The organism is Klebsiella sp. 10982, from assembly GCF_048589245.1.
GTDB lineage: Bacteria > Pseudomonadota > Gammaproteobacteria > Enterobacterales > Enterobacteriaceae > Klebsiella > Klebsiella quasivariicola.
Window position 1 is genome coordinate 16,408 of the sequence record NZ_JBMAXV010000010.1, and the last position, 16,948, is coordinate 33,355.

15 protein-coding genes are annotated in these 16,948 nt (G+C 57.7%); 5 read left to right on the plus strand and 10 right to left on the minus strand.

What is annotated here, in order from left to right; all coding sequences use genetic code 11:
- The first annotated feature begins 147 nt into the window (after positions 1-147).
- Positions 148-1,896 carry a peptidoglycan glycosyltransferase FtsI gene (ftsI, locus tag ACKLKD_RS10735; RefSeq protein WP_087804702.1) on the plus strand — a complete coding sequence of 583 codons (1,749 nt, stop codon included), beginning with the start codon at positions 148-150 and terminating at the stop codon, positions 1,894-1,896.
- A gap of 61 nt (positions 1,897-1,957) precedes the next feature.
- Positions 1,958-2,752 (plus strand): 23S rRNA (guanine(745)-N(1))-methyltransferase, encoded by a 795-nt coding sequence (gene rlmA, locus ACKLKD_RS10740; protein ID WP_080896666.1) that lies wholly within the window; start codon positions 1,958-1,960, stop codon positions 2,750-2,752.
- A 3-nt stretch (positions 2,753-2,755) separates the two neighbouring features.
- Here the strand turns inward: rlmA and mntP are convergent, their stop codons facing one another.
- The 5 genes from mntP to manX all read right to left on the minus strand — a co-directional run bounded on the left by mntP (position 2,756) and on the right by manX (position 6,954).
- On the minus strand, positions 2,756-3,322 hold the full coding sequence (mntP, locus tag ACKLKD_RS10745; protein WP_025711067.1) for a manganese efflux pump MntP: 567 nt from the start codon (positions 3,320-3,322) through the stop codon (positions 2,756-2,758).
- A gap of 419 nt (positions 3,323-3,741) precedes the next feature.
- Entirely contained in the window at positions 3,742-4,200 is a 459-nt protein-coding gene (locus ACKLKD_RS10750; RefSeq protein WP_025711066.1) for a DUF986 family protein, read from the minus strand.
- Between the two features lie 62 nt (positions 4,201-4,262).
- Positions 4,263-5,114: a PTS mannose transporter subunit IID gene (locus ACKLKD_RS10755; protein ID WP_004145526.1), complete on the minus strand. Its 852-nt coding sequence runs from the start codon at positions 5,112-5,114 to the stop codon at positions 4,263-4,265.
- 12 nt (positions 5,115-5,126) lie between these two features.
- Positions 5,127-5,927: a PTS mannose/fructose/sorbose transporter subunit IIC gene (locus tag ACKLKD_RS10760; RefSeq protein WP_080896667.1), complete on the minus strand. Its 801-nt coding sequence runs from the start codon at positions 5,925-5,927 to the stop codon at positions 5,127-5,129.
- A 55-nt stretch (positions 5,928-5,982) separates the two neighbouring features.
- Positions 5,983-6,954, minus strand: a complete 972-nt coding sequence (manX, locus tag ACKLKD_RS10765; RefSeq protein ID WP_080896668.1) for a PTS mannose transporter subunit IIAB — start codon at positions 6,952-6,954, stop codon at positions 5,983-5,985.
- A gap of 446 nt (positions 6,955-7,400) precedes the next feature.
- Between manX and yoaE the strand changes: the two genes are divergently transcribed.
- Positions 7,401-8,960, plus strand: a complete 1,560-nt coding sequence (gene yoaE / locus ACKLKD_RS10770; protein WP_008804290.1) for a CNNM family cation transport protein YoaE — start codon at positions 7,401-7,403, stop codon at positions 8,958-8,960.
- A gap of 33 nt (positions 8,961-8,993) precedes the next feature.
- Here yoaE and ACKLKD_RS10775 read toward each other — a convergent pair whose 3' ends face one another.
- From ACKLKD_RS10775 to pabB, 4 genes are all read right to left on the minus strand, one after another.
- The gene (locus tag ACKLKD_RS10775; RefSeq protein WP_080896669.1) at positions 8,994-10,565 is read right to left on the minus strand and encodes an EAL domain-containing protein; all 1,572 of its coding nucleotides are present in this window, start codon (positions 10,563-10,565) and stop codon (positions 8,994-8,996) included.
- A gap of 182 nt (positions 10,566-10,747) precedes the next feature.
- Positions 10,748-12,112 carry an L-serine ammonia-lyase gene (sdaA, locus tag ACKLKD_RS10780; RefSeq protein WP_025711064.1) on the minus strand — a complete coding sequence of 455 codons (1,365 nt, stop codon included), beginning with the start codon at positions 12,110-12,112 and terminating at the stop codon, positions 10,748-10,750.
- A gap of 162 nt (positions 12,113-12,274) precedes the next feature.
- Positions 12,275-12,853 carry a CoA pyrophosphatase gene (locus ACKLKD_RS10785; protein ID WP_025711063.1) on the minus strand — a complete coding sequence of 193 codons (579 nt, stop codon included), beginning with the start codon at positions 12,851-12,853 and terminating at the stop codon, positions 12,275-12,277.
- Positions 12,854-12,856: 3 nt separating this feature from the next.
- Positions 12,857-14,212, minus strand: coding sequence for an aminodeoxychorismate synthase component 1 (pabB, locus tag ACKLKD_RS10790; protein ID WP_080896670.1), 1,356 nt, complete (start codon positions 14,210-14,212; stop codon positions 12,857-12,859).
- Between the two features lie 88 nt (positions 14,213-14,300).
- On the opposite strand from pabB, the gene ACKLKD_RS10795 reads away from it, so the two are divergent.
- Positions 14,301-14,486: a YoaH family protein gene (locus ACKLKD_RS10795; RefSeq protein ID WP_025711061.1), complete on the plus strand. Its 186-nt coding sequence runs from the start codon at positions 14,301-14,303 to the stop codon at positions 14,484-14,486.
- On the opposite strand, the gene ACKLKD_RS10800 is transcribed toward ACKLKD_RS10795, so the two are convergent.
- Positions 14,487-14,831: a RidA family protein gene (locus ACKLKD_RS10800; RefSeq protein ID WP_080896671.1), complete on the minus strand. Its 345-nt coding sequence runs from the start codon at positions 14,829-14,831 to the stop codon at positions 14,487-14,489.
- Between the two features lie 130 nt (positions 14,832-14,961).
- Here ACKLKD_RS10800 and ACKLKD_RS10805 point away from each other — a divergent pair, with 130 nt between their 5' ends.
- Positions 14,962-16,872, plus strand: a complete 1,911-nt coding sequence (locus ACKLKD_RS10805) for an ATP-dependent DNA helicase (protein WP_025711059.1) — start codon at positions 14,962-14,964, stop codon at positions 16,870-16,872.
- Positions 16,873-16,948: the final 76 nt, after the last annotated feature.

Genomic DNA, 16,948 nt, shown 5'->3' on the forward strand with positions numbered 1-16,948 from the left:
GGGCTTTTGCGTTTTTATTGCAAAGCATGTCATTTTTACCCCTCTCGTCGCGCCTTGTTGCAAATACTCAACTTTATTAGCATTGTGTAGCAGTCTGTTTTGCTAATTTTCTGTTAAATCAGTTGGTTGCAAAAAAATGCCGGAGCTATGGTGCTAAACAAAAAAACGAAGTCCGCAGCCAACTTTACCCCGATTCGCTTCGGGTTACTGTGTGTGGCTATTCTCGGTTGTCTGGGGCTGCTGTTGGCTCGCGTGGGCTGGCTACAGATAATCTCACCCGATAACCTTGTGAAACAAGAAGATATGCGATCGCTGCGCGAAGAGCCGATTGCAGTTGAGCGGGGCATGATCAGCGATCGCGAGGGGCGGCCGCTGGCGGTGAGCGTTCCGGTCAGCGCTATCTGGATTGACCCGCAGACCACCATGGAAAAGGGCGGTGTGGGCTATGGGCCTCGCTGGCAGGCGCTGGCCGAGGCGCTGCATCTGAATCTCGGGGAGTTGGCCCAGCGGGTACAGAGTCATCCGCACGCCCGTTTTCTCTATCTGGCGCGCCAGATCAATCCCGAGCAGGCCGAGTGGATTGATAAACTGCATCTGCCGGGCGTCTATCTCCGCGATGAATCGCGACGTTTCTATCCAGCTGGCCATGTGGCTGCCAATCTGCTGGGTTTTACTAACGTCGATAATCAGGGGATTGAAGGGGTGGAGAAAAGCTTTAACGCCCAGCTGACCGGTAAACCCGGGCGACGTCTGGTGCGTAAAGATAAACATGGCAATGTCATTGAGAACATTACCGAAGTGCCGCCGGTCCCGGCGCATAATCTGCAGTTGAGTATCGATGAGCGACTGCAGACGGTTACCGAAGATGCGCTGGATAACGCTGTTCGCTGGAATAAAGCGGAGTCCGGGGCGGCGGTGTTGATCAAAATCGACACCGGCGAGATTCTGGCGATGGCCAACTATCCGGACTTCAATCCGAACAATCGCGATACGGCAACGCTGGATGATTTCCGTAACCGCGCTATCAGCGATACCTTTGAACCCGGCTCGACCGTCAAACCGCTGGTGATCATGACCGCGCTACAGCAAGGCATCGTCCAGCCGGACAGTGTGGTGGACACGCATCCCTTTGTCCTCGACGGCCACCGCATCCGCGACGTCGGCTATTATCCGGAGCTGACCCTGACCGGGATCCTGCAGAAGTCCAGCGATACCGGTGTGTCGCATCTCTCGCTCGCCATGCCGGTACAACATCTGATCGATACCTACAAGGCTTTAGGCTTCGGTGAGTCGACCGGGCTGGGGTTAACGGGTGAAAGCGCCGGGCTGATGCCACAGCGCCGCTACTGGGGACAACTGGATCGTGCCACCTTCGCCTTCGGCTATGGTTTGATGGTCACGCCGCTCCAGCTGGCGCATGTTTATGCAACTATCGGCGGCTTCGGTATTGAACGACCATTGTCGATTACGCGTATCGACCCGCCGGTGATTGGCACGCGCGTGATGCCGGAAAACATTGTTCACAGCGTAGAACACATGATGGAAAGCGTGGCGCTTCCGGGCGGGGGAGGGACCAAAGCGGCGGTGCGTGACTATCGGGTAGCGGTTAAAACCGGGACGGCGAAGAAAATCGGCCCGGACGGCAAATATATCGATAAATATGTGGCCTATACCGCCGGTGTGGCGCCCGCCAGTCGCCCACAGTTCGCGCTGGTGGTGGTGATGAACGATCCGAGCAATGGTTCCTACTACGGCGGGGCCGTTTCCGCCCCAGTGTTCAGCCAGATTATGGGCGATGTCCTGCGCCTGGAGAACGTCATGCCGGACGGCATGCCGCAGGGGGCGGAGAATCTGATCGTGATGCATGACAGTCACCCACTGGCGCCGGCGCTGTAACAGTGGTCTGCAGGGGCGAATAGCGCTACACTTTCGCCCTTTCAGCGACACCGGAGCCGTCATGTCATACAGTTGTCCCCTTTGCCACGCGCCGCTCAGCCTTAGCGACCGTCACTATTCCTGCCCGCAGCGGCACCAGTTCGACCTGGCGAAAGAGGGGTACGTTAATCTGCTCCCGGTGCAGTTCAAACGGTCGCGCGATCCTGGCGACAGCGCCGGGATGATGCAGGCCCGTCGGGCGTTTCTTGACGCCGGGCATTACCAGCCCCTCCGTGACGCGATCGCCGAACGGCTGCGGCGCTACGCCCCGGCGGACTTGCTGGATATCGGCTGCGGAGAGGGGTATTACACCCATGCGTTTGCCACCATCGCTGGCCGCAGCTGGGGGCTGGATGTGTCGAAGCCGGCGATCCGCGCGGCGGCAAAACGCTACCCGCAGGTTAATTTTTGCGTAGCCTCCAGCCAGCGGCTGCCGTTTTCCGATGCCAGTTTCGATGCGGTAGTGCGTATTTACGCGCCCTGTAACGCTGAAGAGCTGGCGCGGGTGGTGCGGCCAGGCGGATGGGTGATCACCGCCACGCCGGGTCCCCGCCACTTACTGGAGCTGAAAGGGTTGATTTACGATGAAGTTCGCCTGCATGAGCTGAAGACGGAAGCGATGCCGGGGTTCCGCCTGGAGGCACAAGAGCAGCTGGCCTATCCGATGACCCTGACGGGAAGCGAAGCGCAGGCGCTGCTGCAGATGACGCCTTTTGCCTGGCGCGCCAGGCCTGAGGTGCATGCCGCGCTGCGTCAGCAGGCGACCTTTGGCTGCCAGACCGATTTTATGATCCGTTGCTGGCAGCGCGAAGCGTAAAGGTTAACCGGCGAAATGGCTCCAGAGGATTTCGCTACCGATACCAATCAACACGATACCGCCGAGGATTTCGGCCCGTTTACCCAACAGCGGGCCAATAAAACGGCCGACCATGATCCCCAGCGTTGACATAAGAAACGTCGCGCAGCCGATCGCCAGGGCGGTGGTCACAATGCTGACCTGCAGGAAGGCCAGACCGACGCCGACAGCCATGGCGTCGAGGCTGGTGGCAAAGGCAGTGGTGACCAGCAACCAGAAGCCATGTCGGCGGGGGGCCTCGCACGCCTCGTCGCTGTCGCCACGAAAACCTTCGACGATCATTCGCCCACCGAGAAACACCAGCAAAATAAAGGCAATCCAGTGGTTCCACTCAAGGACAAACTGGCTGGCCAGCATGCCGAGCCCCCAACCGACCAGCGGCGTCAGGGTTTCAATGACGCCAAAAATCAGCCCGGTGCGCACAGCTTCTGAGAATTTGGGTTTATGCAGGGTGGCGCCTTTGCCGATAGAAGCCGCGAAGGCGTCCATGGACATGCCGAAAGCAAGAAGAATGGTAGCGGATAAATTCATGTGCGTGTCCTGACCGGGGATAATCCATATGACACATCGCTGCCCCCAGTAAATATACGCGGAGCCGCTCAATGGCTGAGCAATACGTACAGCAGTGATGTATCTATGGTCTCGCCTGATTGAATCACTTCAACCCGTACGTGCCACGTTTTGCAACGAGTATGTTGACACGCACATTCCCCGACAGACAGGAAATTGGCTACTCCCCAACGACGGGCGCAACCTTAACATATTTTTAGAATATAAAACAATAACAGAAGATGGCTATTTTACCAACCAAATGATAACGATTTTCATTTAAATTTATAAGTAAATTAATAGTTAATAAAATGAATGACGATGGATGGGGAAATATAGCCAGGGCTATATAATTTCCCACATGAAAACTGGAAAAATATAGCGCTGGCTATATTCTTAACTTACTGAGTTGAAACGAGAAGTTTGTAAATCTTCTCCAGATCGTCGATATTTCGTACGCGTATAAGTAGCCGCCGTTGCTCTAATTGCATCACCAGCACGCCATCTTCAGATAAATTCATCTCTTTAATCCGCTGATATTCTATCCACACGTTGGCGAAGAAAAATCCACGCGGCTTAAAAATGATTTTCGGCGTGCGGATCCAGAATAAATAGAAACCCATCAGCGCCAGGGCAGATAATAGCCAGGTGGTGATGACCGTGCCGTGCTGGGTGATGTTGTTATAGATCAGAATGGCAATGAGGCCGACAAAGATGATGCCGTCAACGCGGCTGCGGCGAAGCAGGGGGACCGCCAGCAGTACCGGGCCGTTCCGCCGCGGCATGATAAACTGGTCGTACACGGCGTAGGCCAGTAGCGCAAGGATAAACAGGATGATTACCAGGTCCGTGAATGTCATTGCTTTGCGTTTCTCCTGATAAAAAAAAGCCGGGGGCAAGCCCCCGGCGTACAGCTCGAAAATTACAGACCCAGCAGGCCGACCGCGTAACCGGCGATACCGATGACGAAGAAGCCAACGATGATCCACAGCGGGTTAACTTTCTTACGCAGCAGCCACATACAGGCGAAGGTCAGCAGCAGCGGCACCAGGCCCGGCATCAGCTGGTCGAGGATAGTCTGCACGGTGGTGACGTGAACCTGTCCATCAGAGCCGGTGATTTTTGACACCACCATCGGAATGTTCACGTGCGTCCACTTGTTAACCAGTGCCCCCATGACAAACAGGCCGAGGATAGATGCCCCCTCAGTCAGTTTCTGCAGGAAGCCGCCGCCCATATCTTTAACGATGTCGACGCCTTTGCGGTAACCGTAGGCGACGCCGTAGTAACGGGTCAGCAGGCGCACGGCGTTGAACAGGATAAAGAACAGCAGAGGACCGAGCAGGCTACCGCTCATTGCGATCCCGGCGCCTAAAGCGGCGAACACGGGACGTACGGTACCCCAGAAGATCGGGTCGCCGACGCCGGCCAGCGGCCCCATCAAGCCGACTTTGATACCGTTGATGGCGCCATCGTCAATTTCTGCGCCATTGGCGCGCTGCTCTTCCATCGCCAGCGTGACGCCCAGTACCGGAGCGGCAACGTAAGGGTGGGTGTTGAAGAACTCAAGGTGACGTTTAATCGCCTGCTTACGCGCATCGTTGTTCTCAGGGTACAGACGGCGAATAGCCGGAACCATGGAGAAGCAGAAGCCCAGCGCCTGCATACGTTCGAAGTTCCATGAACCCTGGAACAGGTTAGAACGAATGAACACGCCACGAATATCACTCTGAGTGAGTTTTTTCTCGGTGGTATTTTTAGTCATATCAACCATTTCGCTCACCTGTTAGTCCAGTTCGTTATCGAGATCGTTGTTGCCAGCCGCCTGAGCCGGGGCACCCGCGACGCGGTTATATTTCGGGCTCAGCTGGATGTAGAGGACAGCCATAACCGCACCAATCACACCCAGCGCAACCAGGTTGAAGTTGGTGAAAGCGGCGGTGACGAAGCCGAGGTAGAAGAACGGCATCAGGTAGCCTGCGCGCATCATGTTGATAACCATCGCATAACCGACAACCACGATCATGCCGCCGGCGATGTTCAGACCGCTGGTGACTACTTCAGGGATCGCGTTCAGCAGGCCCTGGACTTCGCTGGTACCGACGGAGATCGCCACGATGACGGCCGGGATAGCGATACGCATCGCCTGCAGGAACAGGGACGAGACGTGCAGCCACGACAGGGCGGTCAGGTTGCCATTCTCTGCCGCTTTATCCGCCGCGTGCTGGAAGGCAACGGTGATGGTACGAACGATGATGGTCAGTACCTGGCCGGCTGCGGCCAGCGGGATAGCCAGCGCGATACCGGCACCGATGCTCTGATGGCCGGCAATAACCAGAACGGTGGAAATAATGGACGCCAGCGCGGCATCAGGGGCGACCGCCGCACCGATGTTCATCCAGCCCAAAGCGATCATTTCCAGCGTACCGCCGATGATAATACCGGTTTTCATATCGCCGAGAACGGCGCCAATCAGCGTACAGGCGACCAGAGGTCGGTGGAACTGAAATTCATCAAGTACCGACTCCATACCCGCAATACACGCGACGATGAACACCAGCACAATCTGAAGAAGGGTAATCTCCATTGTACTTCTCCTGTTGATTAAGTCTTAAAGTGAAAACTGGGGCGCGACCGGCAGGTTATTTATCAACCTTGGCGATCAGATCCATCATTTTCAGTTTCGGGTCGGTGGACACTTTACGTGCCTCCAGCTCGATACCGCGTGCGTTCAGCTTTTTAAACGCCTCAATATCTTTGGCATCGACGGAAATCGCGTTGTTAACCTGGGTTTTCCCCTGGCGGAACGCCATACCGCCGATGTTGACGCTGGTGATTTTCACGCCGCCCTCGACGATACGCTCAACGTCGGTCGGGTTAGTAAACAGCAGCATGACGCGCTGACCGGCGTACTTCGGGTTGTTGTAGACGCGGATCATTTTGGCGACGTCGACCACGTGGGCGGTGACGCCCGGCGGCGCAACCTGGGTCAGCAGGGTTTTGCGCACGGTATCCGCGGCGACTTCGTCGCTGACGACGATGATGCGGGTAACGTTGGTTTCTTTGGTCCAGCGGGTGGCGACCTGACCATGGATCAGACGGTCGTCAATACGCGCGAGGCCAATGACCATGTAGTCGTTCGGGCCCATCGGTTTAGCTGGAACGGCGGCTTTTGGTGCGGCAGCCGCAGCGGGCGCGGGAGCCGCTTTCTCCACCGGTTTGGCCTTCAGCGCCTTCACACCTTCGCTGCCGGTTTCTACCGCTAAGGCGACCAGTTCATCGAAGGAAGGATCGTCATCACGGGCCATGAAGGTTTCCACCAGCATTGGGATGTTAACCCCGGCGATGACTTCGTAATGCTCTTTATCGACGACAATGCGGCTCGCAGCGTTGAACGGGCTGCCTCCCCATGTATCGACGAGAAATAGCACGCCTTTACTGGTATCCAGTTTTGCCAACTGGGCATTGTATTTCTCGATCAGCGTTTCGGCGTTTTCACCCGGAACGAAATCGATCCAGCCAACGTTTTCCTGCTCGCCCAACAGCATCTCTGCTGTTTTCAGCAGCTGTTCTGCAGCCCAACCATGTGTGCCTATTACAATAGCAATCGTCACTTGCTACCTCCTTTATTATCGTGAATGCATCATCTGCTTTGATACATCCTGAATCACTCTTGAGGACAAAATCGATTCAGTTAGGGTGTAAGATAGAAAATAGTTACTACCGCGAATTATTTTAGACAGTGAAAAAATAATTAATGTGATGAAGATCCGTTAATCAGGCATCGCCTGGTAATAATTTTGCAGCGCAAAAAATAGCCTTAGTTATTGCAAATTCAGGTAAATTTTTTCCAATTTCGATCTATATTTTGCTATGTTTAACTTCCGTTTAATTACTCAGGAGTATAGGGCATAGCCCGCAGTATGGACCGTCATCGACGTCTTTTCACTTTCTGGCACCTGGTTGCCACCTCCACGCATCACGCTTTTCTCTCAGCACCTATTGTCGCGCCCATGCATGACATGGCGATGACTCAGCTTGCCGCTAACCGGAGTCGTACATGGAATTGTTAATGGATCCCTCAATCTGGGCTGGCCTGTTGACGCTTATCGTTCTGGAGATTGTGCTCGGTATCGACAACCTGGTGTTTATTGCCATCCTGGCGGACAAACTGCCGCCGAAGCAGCGCGATAAAGCGCGACTGATCGGCCTTTCGCTGGCGCTGGTGATGCGCCTGGGGCTGCTGTCGGTGATCTCCTGGATGGTGACCCTGACGAAGCCGCTGATTACTATCGCTGATTTCTCCTTTTCCGGGCGCGACCTTATCATGCTGCTCGGCGGGATCTTCTTGCTGTTTAAGGCGACGACTGAACTGCATGAGCGGCTGGAAAACCGCCAGCACGATAGCGGTCACGGTAAAGGGTATGCCAGTTTCTGGGTGGTGGTGCTGCAGATCGTGGTGCTGGACGCCGTCTTCTCTCTGGATGCGGTGATCACGGCGGTCGGGATGGTTAACCATCTGCCGGTGATGATGGCGGCGGTGGTGATCGCCATGATCATGATGCTGCTGGCGTCGAAGCCATTGACGCGCTTTGTCAACCAGCACCCGACGGTGGTGGTGCTCTGTCTGAGCTTCCTGTTGATGATCGGCCTGAGCCTAGTGGCGGAAGGGTTTGGCTTCCATATTCCGAAAGGGTATCTGTACGCGGCGATCGGTTTCTCGATCATCATCGAGTTCTTTAACCAGGTGGCGCGACGCAACTTTGTCCGACATCAGTCGACGCTGCCGCTGCGTGCCCGTACCGCGGATGCGATCCTGCGCCTGATGGGCGGCCGGAAACAGACCTCCGTCAGCCATGACGCCGACAGCCCGGCAGCCATACCGGTGCCGGAAGGGGCGTTTGCCGAAGAAGAACGTTACATGATTAACGGCGTGCTGACGCTGGCCCAGCGCTCCCTGCGCGGTATTATGACCCCGCGCGGTGAAATCAGCTGGGTCGACGCCGAACAGAGTGATGACGAAATTCGTCGTCAGCTGCTGTCGTCGCCGCACAGTCTGTTCCCGGTCTGCCGCGGAGAGCTGGATGAAATCATCGGTATCGTGCGGGCGAAAGAGTTGCTGGTGGCCCTTGAGGCGGGAGAAAACGTTGCGGCGCTGGCCTCTGCCTCCCCGGCGATTGTCGTCCCGGAAACGCTGGACCCGATCAATCTGCTCGGCGTTCTGCGCCGCGCGCGCGGCAGCTTTGTCATCGTGACCAACGAGTTTGGCATGGTACAGGGGCTGGTGACGCCGCTGGACGTCCTGGAAGCCATCGCCGGTGAATTCCCGGATGCCGATGAGACGCCGGAGATCGTCATTGACGGCGATGGCTGGCTGATCAAAGGCTCGACCGACTTGCATGCGCTGCAGCAGGCGCTTGGACTGGATGCGCTGGTCAATGAAGATGAGGATATTGCCACGGTGGCCGGGTTGGTGATCGCCGTCAATGGCCATATCCCGCGCATTGGCGACACCGTGTCGCTACCGCCGCTGCAGTTTACCGTGGTGGAAGCGAATGATTACCGGGTCGACCTGGTCCGCGCGGTGGTCACCCGTCCGCTGAGCGACGAAGAAGAGTAATTGCCCTGCTCGTCGGCCCCTGTGGCCGGCGAGCTATTCTCCCCCCTCGCTTTTCTGCCCCTCTCTGTCTGCCAGCCACGCCGGAAACGCCTCTATCGGCATCGGCCGGGCATAATAAAATCCCTGCAGCACATCGACGCCGTGGCCCCGGAGATAGCTTTCCTGCTCCAGCGTCTCCACCCCTTCGGCCACGGTAACGATATTCAGACGGTCGGCGAGGGCTATAATAATATCCGTCACCGTGGCATTGACGCTGTCTATCCCGACGGAACTGGTAAACGAGCGGTCGATCTTCAGCACGTCCGGCCGCAGTTTTTCCAGCCACGAGAGCGAGCTGTTACCGGTGCCAAAATCATCTATCGCCAGCTGGACCCCTTTTAAATGCAAATGTTCGGCCATGTGCTGGTCGCCATCCTGCAGGACATCACGTTCGGTGAGTTCAACCACCAGCTGTTGTACCGGATTGACGCTAAACCAGTAATTGTGCAGGTCATGCAGCAGCAAACCGTGTGCAAAGTGACGGGCAGCGACATTAATCGCGATATGAAAATGCGGCTCGCTGGGGAAGGCGTCCAGGCGGCGGGCGGTTTCGGCGATCACATAGCGGGTGAGGGGAATAATCAGATTGTCCCCTTCGGCGATGGGAATAAATACCTCGGGCGAAATCTCGCCGCGGCGGGGGTTGTTCCAGCGCAGCAGGATCTCAACCCCGCAGCAGCGTCCGCTGCGCGCATCCTGCAGCGGCTGGCACCAGAGGGCAAACTCCCTGGCCGAAATGCCAAGGCTTATTTCCCGCGAGAAACTCATTCTGCCCGCGGTGGCCAGCCAGGCGATACCGGTCATTAACAGGCTGAAGATCAGCGCCAGCGGCAGCTCACCGGGCAGCTCTTCAAGAGCGATGGCCGTGGCGCCGGGGCCGTTGATGTTGACGGTAAAAGGAAACTCCGTCGAGCGCTGGCGATAAATCACCGTTCCCTGCGGAGCATGCGCTTTATCAAGAAGCCCATGGCTGCTGCTAAAATAACGGTCGCCAACCTGCAGGCTGACGTCGCTGATCAGGGCCGATTTTTCATTAAGAATTAAGGTTCCCAGCAGCTCGATATTGAACATCAACATCACACCATCCAGGCCGCTCTCCGAGGCTGGATACCACTGAATTAGCACCGGTGTGCCTTTAAGCAGCGAATTGTCCGTTGAAAAGAGCAGCAGAGGATGATGCGCCGGCAGCGCGGGCTGCAGCTGGTGTAAATTCGCCTGCCGCTGGCCAAAGATACTTGAACAGTAGATCGTGCCCGACGACACCAGGGCGATGGAACGAACAGTTTGTAGCGAGGCTGCCATTTTGCGCAGCGTCAGATGAATATCCATGCAGGGTTTATCGACCAGCGACAACAGCGTCTCCCGCTCCACGCTTAGCGGGCGCAGAATATTATCCAGCGCCGTAACCCGCTGGCTGGCGGCGGTACGAATAGCATCTTCATTTACGCTACGCTGTGAAATAAATCGAATGGCTAAGGTAGCGCCGAGGGTTATCAGCGCTACCAACAGGCAGACAATAATGCGTTTGCGACGATAGGCCGTAATGACTTTTTGTGCAGTCTGCATGTGCGACACCCTGTCGACAGGACGAGTGGTTAAGCGTGGCTTATTTAATAGAGCAATTGTAGTGGCAGAATATCGCCAGGTATAGAAAAAAGAAAATGCGCCGTTGAAGGCGCATCAGGGAGATTTCAGTCACCAGGGTTATCCCCCTGCGCGCTTTGCGGGCGCAGGGGGGGACGAACAGTTTAGTCACACTGAACTTTAATCGCCAGGCCGCCGCGGGAGGTTTCGCGGTACTTGGCGTTCATGTCTTTACCGGTTTCGTACATGGTCTCGATCACTTTGTCGAGCGAGACGCGCGGTTCGCTGGTACGGCGCATCGCCATTCGCGCGGCGTTGATTGCCTTGACGGAGGCGATGGCGTTACGTTCAATGCATGGCACCTGCACCTGGCCGGCGACCGGGTCGCAGGTCAGACCGAGATTATGTTCCATGCCGATCTCCGCCGCCACGCAAACCTGTTCCGGGCTGGCGCCGAGCAGTTCGGCCAGGCCCGCCGCCGCCATCGAGCAGGCGACGCCGACTTCGCCCTGACAGCCGACTTCGGCTCCGGAAATGGACGCATTCATCTTATACAGCGCACCGATCGCTCCGCAGGCCATAAAGTAGCGGATATAAATTTCCGGGCTGACAGATTCGATAAAATGATCGTAATAGGCGAGTACCGCCGGAACGATGCCGCAGGCGCCGTTGGTCGGCGCGGTCACCACGCGACCGCCGGCAGCGTTCTCTTCATTGACCGCCAGCGCGAACATGTTGACCCAGTCAACGACGTTCATCGGATCGCTGGAGAGCTTATCGCTGGCCACCAGCAGGCGACGCAGGGCCGAGGCGCGACGCGGCACGCGCAGCGGGCCAGGCAGCACGCCTTCGGTATTCATGCCGCGGTCGATACAGGCGCGCATGGTTTGCCAGACGTTAGCGAAATAATCCTCGATCTCTTTTTTGCTGTGCAGCGCCAGTTCGTTCTGCATCACCATCCCGGAGAGCGACAGGCCGGTCTCTTTGCAGTAGGCCAGCATTTCCTGCGCCGATTTAAACGGGTAGGGCACCTGCAATTCGTTGGCGTCTTCTTTGCCGAAGTGCTCTTCGTCAACGATAAAGCCGCCGCCAATTGAGTAATAGGTCTTGCAGTAGATCTCTTTCTCGCCGGCCCAGGCATGAATGGTCATGCCGTTTTCGTGCAGCGGCAGGTTGTCGCTGCGAAAACGCATGCCGTCATCGGCCGGGAAATCGACTTCGTGCTGCCCGTTGGCCAGCAGCAGCCGACCGCGCGCCTCGACGTCGCGGATAAATGCCGGGATGCCGTCAATATCGACCGTATCGGGCTGATTGCCCGCCAGTCCCATGATAATGGCGATGTCCGTATGGTGGCCTTTGCCGGTTAATGACAGCGAACCGTAGACGTCAACCGCCACGCGGGTCACTGCATTAAGCAATCCTTTTTCGACCAGGTCATCGACGAACTGTTTACCGGCCTTCATCGGGCCAACAGTGTGGGAAGATGAGGGACCAATCCCCACCTTGAACATGTCGAATAGACTAATCACGATAATACTCCTGACAGGGTTACCGCGGGTGCGGTAACGATGTAATAACTGCGCATAGTGTAAGAGGGAAGCGCCCTGTCAGTTCAACTATTCACATGAATTAAACTAATGGATAACCGCGATTTTACTAATAGTGAGAGCGCCCTCTCATAATCAGTATAGCTAAGGTCGCGCGCCTATCTGCAGCGCCAGCTCGCGAATGATCCCGGCGGTCATTCCCCAGACAAAATAATGCTGGTACCAGGAGAGCCAGACGCGGTGGTCATTGCCGCGGCGGTGAATATCCAGCGGATGGTAGCGCCCCAGGCGCAGGGCTTCGGCCAGCGGCATTTCAAATACTGCGGCGACTTCGTCCTGGCTGGCGTGGTAGTGCAGATCCGGGGGAATAATGCCCACCACCGGCGTCACCTGAAAACCGGTGACGCTGTCTACCGGCGGCAGGACGCCAATCACCTCGACTGCATCCGGCGGGATCGCAACTTCTTCCTGGGCTTCGCGCAGGGCAGCTGCGATAAGCGTCGCGTCCGTGTTATCTACCGCGCCGCCGGGAAAGGCGACCTGGCCGGCGTGCTTGCGCAGCAGCGGCGAACGCTGGGTCAGCAGCAGGCCGGGCTGCGGCCGACGCACGATCGGCACCAGCACCGCTGCCTGCCGTTGATTAAGCGCATGGCGCGAAGGCTGCGGGCGCAACAGCTGAAAACGGGACAGAAAGTCATCCAGATTGAGGGCGCGGTCCGCCATGGTTTAATTCTCCAGTTGGTGCAGGATACGATTAACTTTATCAAAAGTTTCCTGATATTCCGCCGCTTCATCGCTATCCGCCACAATTCCGCCGCCGGCGGAGCAGTACAGCTGCCCCTGCCAGGCCGTCAGGGTGCGAATGGTGATGCTGGTATCCATATTGCCGCAATAGCTCAGGTAGCCGATGCTTCCGCACCAGGCGTTGCGTCGCTGGGGCTCCAGCTCATCGATAATCTCCATTGCCCGCACCTTTGGGGCGCCGGTGATCGACCCGCCGGGAAAGGCGGCGCGCATCAGGTCGCTGGCGTGCAGCGTTGCCGGTAAGCGGGCGGTGATGGTACTGACCAGATGATGGACCGCAGGGAACGGCTCGACCACGAACAGCTCGGGGACTCGCACGCTGCCCGGGACGGCGACGCGGCCGATGTCGTTGCGCATCAGATCGACAATCATTACATTCTCGGCGCGATCTTTCGGCGAATTTGCCAGCTTCTCAGCCTGCTGCGCATCTTCCAGCGGCGAATCGAGCCGTGGCAGGGTGCCTTTTATCGGGCGTGTCTGGATCTCGCCCTGGCGCAGCTGAATGAAGCGCTCCGGCGACAGGCTTAAAATCGCGCCTTCCTCAAGGCGGATAAAGGCGCTAAAGGGGGCGCGGTTGGCGGCGTTTAGCTGGCGGAAAGCCTGCCATTCATCACCGACGTAGTTGGCCTGAAAGCGCTGAGCGAGGTTGACCTGATAGCAGTCGCCGCTTTGCAGATAGGCCTGTACCTGGCGAAATTTCTCGCCGTACTGCTGGCGGTTCATATTTGACTGCCAACTGGAGGTCAGGGAGAAAGTTTGAGCCGGCTGGCGTGTTTGTGATTCCAGCCACTGCAGGCGCTGCTGCGGGTCGTCATAGCTGAGCAGTGAAATTTGCTGACGCTGGTGGTCGACGATCAGCGCCCAGTCATAAATGCCTACCGCCATCTCCGGCAGGGCGATATCAGCCTGCGCGTGCGAAGGGAGACGCTCAAAGCGGCGGCCCAGGTCGTAGCCGAATAGCCCCAGCGCGCCGCCGAGAAACGGCAGGTTTTCATCGGCCGGCGGCGTTAACTGACAGCGATCCAACTGCTGTTGCAGCAGTTGCAGCGGATCTTCCGCAGAGATACAAACGGTTTCGCCGTCATCGACCCAGGTCTGTTCACCGCGCGTCAGCAGCGTGGCGCGCGGGGCCGCCACCAGGATATCAAAGCGGTTATGCGGATGATCGGCAAAGCCGGAATGCAGCAGCATCGCCCAGGGCGTGGCGCTTAACGGCGTAAAATAGTGTTCGGCCGCATCCGGGCGCCAGGGCAGGGTAATAATCGCGGGGGACAACATCTTTCTCTATCCTGAACGTTGCCGTCCCTCTGGCGTAGGCGGGGACGGCGTGAAATAATTACGCCCCACAATGTAGCAGGAGTAAAAGATGTTTGCAGGTTTACCTTCGCTGAGCCACGAGCAACAGCAAAAAGCGGTCGAACGTATCCATGAGCTAATGGCCCAGGGGATGAGCAGCGGCCAGGCGATTGCCCTGGTGGCGGAAGAGCTGCGCGCAACGCATACCGGCGAGCAGATCGTCGCGCGCTTTGAAGATGAAGACGAAGACGAGTAATTACACCGCGGCGATAATTTTGATCTCGACTTTATACTGCGGTTTCATCAGCGCGGCTTCTACCGTGCAGCGCACCGGGGCGTGACCGGCCACTACCCAGGCGTCCCAGGCCTTATTCATCGCCGCAAAGTCATTTTTGTCGGCGAGGAAGATGGTGGCGTCAAGAATACGCGACTTGTCGCTACCCTGTTTCTCCAGTACCGCGTCAATCTGCGCGAGGGTATTAGCGGTCTGCTCGAAGGCGTCGGCTTCGAGATTTGCCGGCACGCCGGTGTAGTACAGGGTCTGGTTGTGGATCACCACGTCTGACCAGCGGGCTTCAGCATCAATACGCGTAATTGTCATTTCTCATTCCTCTTGAGGGTTCCATTCGGCTGCGGCAAGACTGCCATAATGTGCCGCGCGCGTCACTACCCGGACTGGCGAAACGCCGTGCTCCCTGACATAATCACTGTCCAAATAACCAGGGGGCAATGTGATCGACGATTTTGCAGCAGACGGCCAGCTAGCCAAAGCCATACCGGGATTTAAACCGCGCGAACCGCAGCGCCAGATGGCGGTGGCGGTCAGCGAAGCGATTGAGGCCTCCCGGCCGCTGGTGGTGGAAGCGGGGACCGGAACCGGTAAAACCTATGCCTATCTGGCACCTGCGCTGCGGGCGAAAAAAAAGGTGATTATCTCCACCGGGTCGAAAGCGCTGCAGGACCAGCTCTATAGCCGCGATCTGCCCACCGTCGCCAAAGCGCTTAAGTTTACCGGTAAACTGGCGCTGCTCAAAGGGCGCTCTAACTACCTGTGCCTCGAACGTCTTGAGCAGCAGGCGCTGGCGGGCGGCGATCTGCCGGTGCAAACCCTCAGCGACGTGATCCTCCTGCGCTCCTGGTCGAACCAAACCCAGGATGGCGACATTAGCACCTGCGCCAGCGTGGCGGAAGATTCCCAGGCCTGGCCGCTGGTCACCAGCACCAACGATAACTGTCTCGGTAGCGACTGCCCGCTGTATAAAGACTGCTTCGTGGTGAAGGCGCGTAAAAAAGCGATGGACGCCGACGTGGTGGTGGTCAACCATCACCTGTTCCTGGCCGATATGGTGGTCAAAGAGAGCGGCTTTGCCGAGCTGATCCCCGAGGCGGAAGTGATGATCTTCGATGAAGCCCATCAGCTGCCGGATATTGCCAGCCAGTACTTTGGCCAGTCGCTCTCCAGCCGCCAGCTGCTGGACCTGGCGAAAGACATCACCATTGCCTATCGCACTGAACTCAAGGATACCCAGCAGCTGCAAAAATGTGCCGACCGCCTGGCGCAAAGCGCCCAGGATTTCCGCCTGCAGCTGGGCGATCCCGGCTATCGTGGCAACCTGCGCGAACTGCTGGCGGACACCAACATTCAGCGCGCGCTGCTGCTGCTCGATGACGCTCTTGAACTGTGTTACGACGTCGCCAAACTCTCCCTCGGGCGCTCGGCGCTGCTCGATGCCGCCTTTGAGCGCGCGACCCTCTACCGAGGGCGCTTAAAGCGGCTGAAAGAGATTAATCAGCCGGGTTACAGCTACTGGTATGAGTGTACCTCGCGCCACTTCACCCTCGCGCTGACGCCGTTAACCGTGGCCGAGAAGTTTAAAGAGGTCATGGCGCAGAAATCGGGGAGCTGGATCTTTACCTCGGCGACGCTGTCGGTCAACGACGACCTGCATCACTTCACTGCCCGGCTGGGGATCGACGAGGCACAGACCCTGCTGCTGCCGAGTCCCTTTGATTATCAGCATCAGGCGCTGCTCTGCGTGCCGCGCAACCTACCGCTGCCGAATCAGCCCGGCGCGGCGCGGCATCTGGCGGCGATGCTCAAGCCGTTGATCGAGGCCAACGACGGTCGCTGCTTTATGCTGTGTACCTCGCATGCCATGATGCGCGATCTGGCGGAGCAGTTCCGCGCTACCATGACGCTACCCGTGCTGCTGCAGGGGGAGACCAGCAAAGGCCAGCTGCTGCAGCAGTTCGTCAGCGCTGGAAATGCGCTGCTGGTGGCCACCAGCAGCTTCTGGGAGGGAGTCGACGTGCGCGGCGACGCGCTGTCACTGGTGATTATCGATAAGCTACCCTTTACCTCGCCGGACGATCCGCTGCTGAAAGCGCGGATGGAAGATTGCCGTCTGCGCGGCGGGGACCCCTTCGATGAAGTGCAGCTCCCGGACGCGGTGATCACCCTTAAACAGGGGGTGGGGCGCCTGATCCGAGATATTGACGACCGTGGGGTGCTGGTGATCTGCGACAACCGGCTGGTGATGCGCCCTTACGGGGCGGTGTTCCTGGCGAGCCTGCCGCCGGCGCCGCGAACCCGCGATATCCGCCGGGCGGTGCGCTTTCTCGCCGTACCGCCGGCAAGGTAATCCGCACTAAAATGTGTTAAGCTGCGCGCCATTTTGTTAATTAGCGGTTCCCAATAGACTTCGGGCGGCATGGCGG

Bases quoted from the DNA above. Each gene is read 5' to 3' on its own strand.
- ftsI (WP_087804702.1), top strand. From the start codon at position 148: ATGGTGCTAAACAAAAAAACGAAGTCCGCAGCCAACTTTACCCCGATT.
- rlmA (WP_080896666.1), top strand. From the start codon at position 1,958: ATGTCATACAGTTGTCCCCTTTGCCACGCGCCGCTCAGCCTTAGCGAC.
- mntP (WP_025711067.1), bottom strand. From the start codon at position 3,322: ATGAATTTATCCGCTACCATTCTTCTTGCTTTCGGCATGTCCATGGAC.
- ACKLKD_RS10750 (WP_025711066.1), bottom strand. From the start codon at position 4,200: ATGACATTCACGGACCTGGTAATCATCCTGTTTATCCTTGCGCTACTG.
- ACKLKD_RS10755 (WP_004145526.1), bottom strand. From the start codon at position 5,114: ATGGTTGATATGACTAAAAATACCACCGAGAAAAAACTCACTCAGAGT.
- ACKLKD_RS10760 (WP_080896667.1), bottom strand. From the start codon at position 5,927: ATGGAGATTACCCTTCTTCAGATTGTGCTGGTGTTCATCGTCGCGTGT.
- yoaE (WP_008804290.1), top strand. From the start codon at position 7,401: ATGGAATTGTTAATGGATCCCTCAATCTGGGCTGGCCTGTTGACGCTT.
- ACKLKD_RS10775 (WP_080896669.1), bottom strand. From the start codon at position 10,565: ATGCAGACTGCACAAAAAGTCATTACGGCCTATCGTCGCAAACGCATT.
- ACKLKD_RS10785 (WP_025711063.1), bottom strand. From the start codon at position 12,853: ATGGCGGACCGCGCCCTCAATCTGGATGACTTTCTGTCCCGTTTTCAG.
- pabB (WP_080896670.1), bottom strand. From the start codon at position 14,212: ATGTTGTCCCCCGCGATTATTACCCTGCCCTGGCGCCCGGATGCGGCC.
- ACKLKD_RS10795 (WP_025711061.1), top strand. From the start codon at position 14,301: ATGTTTGCAGGTTTACCTTCGCTGAGCCACGAGCAACAGCAAAAAGCG.
- ACKLKD_RS10800 (WP_080896671.1), bottom strand. From the start codon at position 14,831: ATGACAATTACGCGTATTGATGCTGAAGCCCGCTGGTCAGACGTGGTG.